The 6,077-nt window shown below is 72.1% G+C and carries 3 protein-coding genes and 1 tRNA gene; all 4 read left to right on the top strand.

Going from position 1 to position 6,077, the window contains the following annotated elements; genetic code table 11:
- Positions 1-163: 163 nt before the first annotated feature.
- Positions 164-1,651: a glutamate--tRNA ligase gene (gene gltX, locus ACIPV1_RS18885; protein WP_402727038.1), complete on the top strand. Its 1,488-nt coding sequence runs from the start codon at positions 164-166 to the stop codon at positions 1,649-1,651.
- A gap of 10 nt (positions 1,652-1,661) precedes the next feature.
- Positions 1,662-2,660 (top strand): NAD(P)/FAD-dependent oxidoreductase, encoded by a 999-nt coding sequence (locus ACIPV1_RS18880; protein ID WP_402727037.1) that lies wholly within the window; start codon positions 1,662-1,664, stop codon positions 2,658-2,660.
- Positions 2,661-2,705: 45 nt separating this feature from the next.
- Positions 2,706-2,777 (top strand) — tRNA-Gln (locus tag ACIPV1_RS18875).
- 339 nt (positions 2,778-3,116) lie between these two features.
- On the top strand, positions 3,117-5,867 hold the full coding sequence (locus tag ACIPV1_RS18870; protein WP_402727036.1) for an alpha/beta fold hydrolase: 2,751 nt from the start codon (positions 3,117-3,119) through the stop codon (positions 5,865-5,867).
- The last annotated feature ends 210 nt before the right edge of the window (positions 5,868-6,077 follow it).

Below are 6,077 nucleotides of genomic sequence, written 5' to 3'. Positions count from 1 at the left end.
TAAGCCTCTCAGCGCCGATGGTACTGCAAGGGGGACCTTGTGGGAGAGTAGGACGCCGCCGGACTTAACGTTGCAACACCAGGGAACCCCTGACCGATTCGGTCAGGGGTTTTCTGCGTTCACGGGTCGCTCGAGCAGGGCGTGACGGTAGCATTGGCGGGTCATGACTGCGCCATTCACCACTGCTTCCGGGTCCGAGATCCGCGTCCGTTTCTGCCCGAGCCCGACGGGGACCCCGCATGTGGGGCTCATCCGCACGGCGCTCTTCAACTGGGCGTACGCACGCCACACCGGCGGCAAGCTCGTGTTCCGCATCGAGGACACCGACGCCGCGCGGGACAGCGAAGAGTCCTACGCGCAGATCCTCGACGGCCTGCGCTGGCTCCGGCTGGACTGGGACGAGGGTGTCGACGCCGGCGGCGAGCACGGACCGTACCGGCAGTCGGAGCGCACCGCGATCTACGACGACGTCATCGCGAAGCTCAAGGCGTCCGGGCACATCTACGAGTCCTTCGTCACGCCCGAGGAGATGGAGGCCCGCAACAAGGCCGCCGGGCGCGATCCGAAGCAGGGTTACGACAACCACGAGCGGGACCTGTCCGACGACGAGCGTCAGGCGCTCCGCGACCAGGGCCGCGAGCCGGCGCTGCGACTCCGGGTCCCGGACCGTGACCTGAGCTTCGACGACCTTGTCCGTGGCGAGATCACCTTCAAGCAGGGGACGTTCCCGGACTTCGTGGTCGTCCGGCCGAACGGCAAGCCGCTGTACACGTTCACGAACCCGGTGGACGACGCCCTGATGGGAATCACGCACGTCCTGCGCGGCGAGGACCTGCTGTCGTCGACCCCGCGGCAGATCGCCCTGTACGAGGCGCTGTACGAGATCGGGCTCGCACCGGCGATCCCGGTGTTCGGTCACCTGCCGTACGTCATGGGCGAGGGCAACAAGAAGCTCTCGAAGCGCGACCCCGAGGCGAACCTGTTCCACCACCGCGACGCCGGCATGATCCCCGAGGGGCTCGTCAACTACCTGGCCCTGCTGGGGTGGTCGATCGGCGCCGACCGCGACGTCTTCTCGATCGACGAGATGGTGGCGGCGTTCGACGTCACCGACGTCAACCCGAACCCGGCGCGCTTCGACCACAAGAAGGCCGAGGCGATCAACGGCGACCACATCCGGTTGCTCGAGCCGTCGGACTTCCGCTCCCGGCTCCTGCCGTACCTGACCGACCTCGTGGCCGACCCGCCGACCGCGGAGCAGACCGAGGTCCTGACGAAGGCGGCGCCGCTCGTCCAGGAGCGCATGCAGCTGCTCGGTGAGGCCCCGGCGATGCTCGGATTCCTGTTCACCGCCGACGCCGACCTGGTGGTCGAGGACGACGCACTGGCATCGCTCAAGGGCGACACCGGCGCCGTGCTCACGGCCGGCATCGCGGCGCTCGAGCAGCTCGAGGACTGGCGCACCGAGGCGATCGAGGGTGCCCTCCGCACGGCGCTCATCGACGACCTCGGGTTGAAGCCCCGGGTCGCCTTCGGTCCGCTGCGCGTGGGGGTCTCCGGGCGCCGGATCAGCCCGCCGCTCTTCGAGTCGATGGAGATCCTCGGCAAGGAGTCCACCCTGACGCGGCTCCGCGCCCTCGCGGCCCGCTGAACGGCGAACGATGAGCACCGCGGGAAGCGCTGCACGACCCACGGACGCGCCGAGTACGCCGGTCGTCCACGACGTCGCGGTCATCGGTGCCGGACCGGCCGGCTTGAGCGCTGCGCTCAACCTGGTGCGGGCGAAGCGCACGGTGCTCCTCGTCGACGCCAACCGGCCACGCAACGCCGCGACCCTGCGGTCGCACGGCTTCCTGACGCGTGACGGGATCTCCCCCCTCGAGCTCCGGAAGCTCGGTCGCGCCGAGGTCGAGGAGTACCCCGAGGCGACGATCGTGCAGGCCGTCGTCGACCTGGTGACCCCCGACGCCGACGGGTGGCGGCTGCACGGGACCTGGCGTGGTGCCGAGGTGGACGCGCGGGCGCGGACCGTCGTCGTCGCCACGGGGCTGCGCGAGGAGTTCCCGGCACTGCCGATGCTCCGTGCGTTCTACGGCACCGCGGTGCACAGCTGCGTCGAGTGCGATGCGTACGAGAAGGCGGGGGAGCCCCTCGCGTTCATCTGCGAGACCGACGACGTCGTGGACCGGGCACTGCTCATCGCGGCGTGGGCCGACGACCTCATCGTGTACACGAACGGTGTCGCCCCGCTCGACGACGCGGGGCGAGCACGGCTGGCGCGTGCCGGTGTCGTGGTCGACGAACGGGTGATCGAGGACCTCGAGGGCGACCGGACCGGCATGACCGGGGTCCGGTTGGTCGACGGCCACGTGGAGCCGCGGACCGGCGGGTTCGTCCGGCCGACGTGGCACGCCGACCTCGACTGGCTGCGCGCCGACACGCCCGGTGCGCCGACAGCCCCGGAGCGCGATGCCCACGGACTCCTCGTCGTCGACCGGGTCGGTCGGACCACCGTTCCCGGGCTGTACGCCGTGGGGGACGTGACCCCTCCCGGGCCGGAGCAGCTCATCGTCGCCGCCGGGCACGGTGCCACGACGGCCGCGGCAGTGCACCGAGACCTCGTGGGTGGTCTCGTGGACCTCCGGGATGCTGTACAGTAGTTGATCGTGCCCCGGACAACGGGGACAGAAGGCCAGCAGGCCTTTTGGGGTATGGTGTAATTGGCAACACAGCGGTTTCTGGTACCGTCGTTCTTGGTTCGAGTCCAGGTACCCCAGCACTCGAAGAACAGCCCCCGGGATCCCCGGGGGCTGTTCTCGTCTCCGGACTCGTGCGCCGCCATCGCCTCCATCGGCGATTCACAGGCTCCGGACTGCGCATTCCGAGGTTGCGCGGAACCGCACGATGCTCCGCGCCCACCCGGGCCGCCCCCGGCTCTGGACCGTCCCCGTACGGGGGCCGAGCACGCTGGCGGAGGTGCACCGGGCCTCCCGGTCGGGTTGCGTGACCCCGCACCCCGCGCGACACGGCTCGTGGGCCGTACCGCGTCGGACGTACCGTCGCAGGACCGGCGCGGGACCCGCGGCGGCCCGCCGACGAGCATCCGAGGTGTCATCGTGACCTCCGCCGACCCGCTGACGACGACCGAGCACTGGACCCACCGCGCCGCGATCCCGCTGGCCGACGACCACTCCGTGCTGGACCGCTGGGACCGTGTGGTCGCGCTCCACGGCGACGCCGCTGCTCTTGCCGGGGACGGCCGTCCCTACACGTTCAGTGAGGCGGACCGGGCGGCGCGCGACCTCGCGTCGGTGCTCGGGGCCGAGCTCCGACCCGACGACCACAGTGGTGCCGGCGTCGGCGCCGTGGCCGGTGGGGCATCGAAGCCGGTCGGCATCATGGCCGGCCAGACCACCGAGGCCGTCGTCGCGATCCTGGCGCTCGTCCGCGCGGGGCGCACCGTGGTGGTGCTCGACGAGCACCTGCCAGCGGTCCGCCTGGGGCACGTCGCGCAACTCGCCGGGGTCGACGAGATCGTGGCGGACACCGCGCGCGCCGACCTGGCGGCGACCGTCGTCGCCGACCGTGACGGCCGGGTGCACGCACTCGACGAGCTGATCGAACGACGCGGCGAGACAGCGGGCAGCGAAACGCAGACGGACACAGCGGCCGACGCGCCCAGCACCCGCCCGGGCGGCCACGACGCGTTCGCGATCGTGTTCACCTCCGGCTCGACGGGCATGCCGAAGGGCGTCGTCCTGACGCACCGGCAGCAGCTCGCGAACGCCGAGCAGGACGCCGTCGCCCTCGGCACCGGACCCGGTGACCGCCTCGGCGTGGTCCTGCCGCTGTCGTTCGCCGCCGGTCTGCTGTTCTCGTTCGACACCCTGCTGAGCGGCGGCAGCGTCGTGCTCCTCGAACCCCGCGAGCTCGGCGTCGAACGCCTGCTCGCACGGTTCTCCGCCGACGGCGTGAACGTCCTCGTCTGCACCCCGCACCTGCTGCGGTCGATCGTCGGCTCGCAGACGGCACCCGGGGCGCAGGCATCCGGGGCGGGTCCCGCGCTCGGCGGCCTCCGCTTCCTGATGACCACCGGCGAGGCGGTGACCGGTGCCGACATCGCCGCCGCCCGACCGCACCTCGACCCGACGACCCTGCTGCTGAACGCCTTCGGGTCGAGCGAGACCGGCTGCGTGGCCTACTGCCCCGTGGAGCCCGGTGCCCCGGTGCCCGAGGGCGTGGTGCCCGCTGGGTGGCCGCTGCCCGGCAAGCAGGTGCTCGTGCTGCGCGAGGACGGCAGCCCCGCCGACCCGGGGGAGACCGGCGAACTCGTCATCGTCTCCCAGGGCCTGACCGCCGGGTACTGGGGTGCCCCGGAGAAGACCGCCGAACGTGCCGGACACACCGACGACGGCACGCCGACGTGGCGGCAGGGCGACCTGGCCCGGATCGAGCCGGACGGCCGGCTCGTGCTGCTCGGACGCTCCGACGACGCCGTCAAGGTCCGCGGGTACCTCGTGGAACCGAGCGAGGTCGAGGCGGCGCTCCGCGCGATCCCCGAGGTGCACGACGCCGTCGTCACCGCGCAGGTCGACCCGCCCGCCGTCACCCGCCTGGTCGCGTACGTCGTCGGCCGTCCGGGCCAGCGCACGCCGGCGCCCGCGGCCCTGCGCCTGGCCCTGCGCGACCGCCTGCCGGAGTACATGGTGCCGGCGTCGATCGTGCCGATGACCGAGCTGCCGCGGAACGAACGCGGCAAGGTCGACCGGGCCGAGCTGCCGGGTGCGCCGAGCATCGAGACCGAGATGGTCGAGGGCGAGTACGACCAGTGGGAGCTCGTGGTCGGGCAGATCTGGGCCGAGGTGCTGGGCCTTCGAGGCGTCCACCTCGACGAGGACTTCTCGGCCCTCGGCGGCGACTCGTTGTCGGCGGAGGAGATGCTCGCGCTCGTGCAGAGCCGTCTCGGCATCGACCTGCGCTCGTCGGACGTCCTGCAGCACCCCACGCTCCGGGCGTTCGCCCGTCGGGTGCGGAGCGGCACGACGGCGCTGCCGAGCCACCCCGACGTCGTCAAGGTGTCCGGCGCGCGCGAGTCCGGCCGTCCGCCGGTGTTCTGCTTCGCCGGCGGTGGTGCCCTCGCCCTGACGTTCCTGCCGTTGTCCCGCTACCTGCCCGAGCACGACGTGTACGCGTTCCAGCAGCACGGCCTAGAGCGTCGGGGCATGCCGGACTGGAGCATCCAGGCCAGCGCCCGCCGGTACGTCGCCCTGATGCGCATCGTGCAGCCGCGCGGGCCGTACCTGCTGGTCGGCCACTCGCTCGGCGGGCTGATCGCGCTCGAGATCGCCCGGCTGCTCACCGAGAGCGGCGAGCAGGTCGAGCACGTCGCGTTGCTGGACACCTACCTGCCGCGGACCGGGGCCGAGGGGGTCCGGCAGCAGTTCGGGCGGCTCGAGCCCCGCGAACACCGCAACCCCGCCGTCCGTGTCGTCAGCCAGCGCCTCGCCGGGGCCGTCCGGCGGGTCATGCCGTCCGGCATGTCGTGGGGCGAGCACGTCGCGAAGCGCGCGCGGGCCTACAGCGCTGGTGTGCTGCGGCACGGCGGGCAGAAGGACTTCGACGCCTTCTTCGACCAGGCCGAGCTCGTCACCCGGCGGCACCACCCGACGCCGTTCCACGGACGGGCGACCTACGTGCTCGCCGATGCGAACCCGGACGCGACCGGCTGGTCCGCGCTGCTGCGCGGGCGGACCGAGACCGTGCGGATCGCGGCCGAGCACAGCTCGCTGCTGCGGGAACCGCACGTGGCCGACCTCGCGACGGCGCTGCGTGCGGCGTTCGCGACGGAGGGCGCGGCCCGGAACTGAGCCGGGTGACGGACGGGAGGCGCGGGGCGGGCTGTGGACTGGTCCCCGGTTCTTGGACTGATTAGTCGGTTCGAGATCCGGGGATGGTTCGTGTGGGTGGTACCGCGTCGTCGTCGACGAGTGCGCAGCGGGTGGCTGCGGTGGAGTGGTTCGGTCGGGGGTTGAGTGATTGGGCGACGGCTCGTCGGCTAGGAGTGACACGGAAACCGG

Source organism: Curtobacterium sp. NPDC089991 (assembly GCF_044748425.1).
Taxonomy (GTDB): Bacteria; Actinomycetota; Actinomycetes; order Actinomycetales; family Microbacteriaceae; genus Curtobacterium.
This window is presented reverse-complemented; position numbering and strand designations above follow the sequence as displayed.

Excerpts from the sequence above, each read along its gene's own strand:
- gltX (WP_402727038.1), top strand. The coding sequence starts at position 164 with ATGACTGCGCCATTCACCACTGCTTCCGGGTCCGAGATCCGCGTCCGT.
- ACIPV1_RS18880 (WP_402727037.1), top strand. The coding sequence starts at position 1,662 with ATGAGCACCGCGGGAAGCGCTGCACGACCCACGGACGCGCCGAGTACG.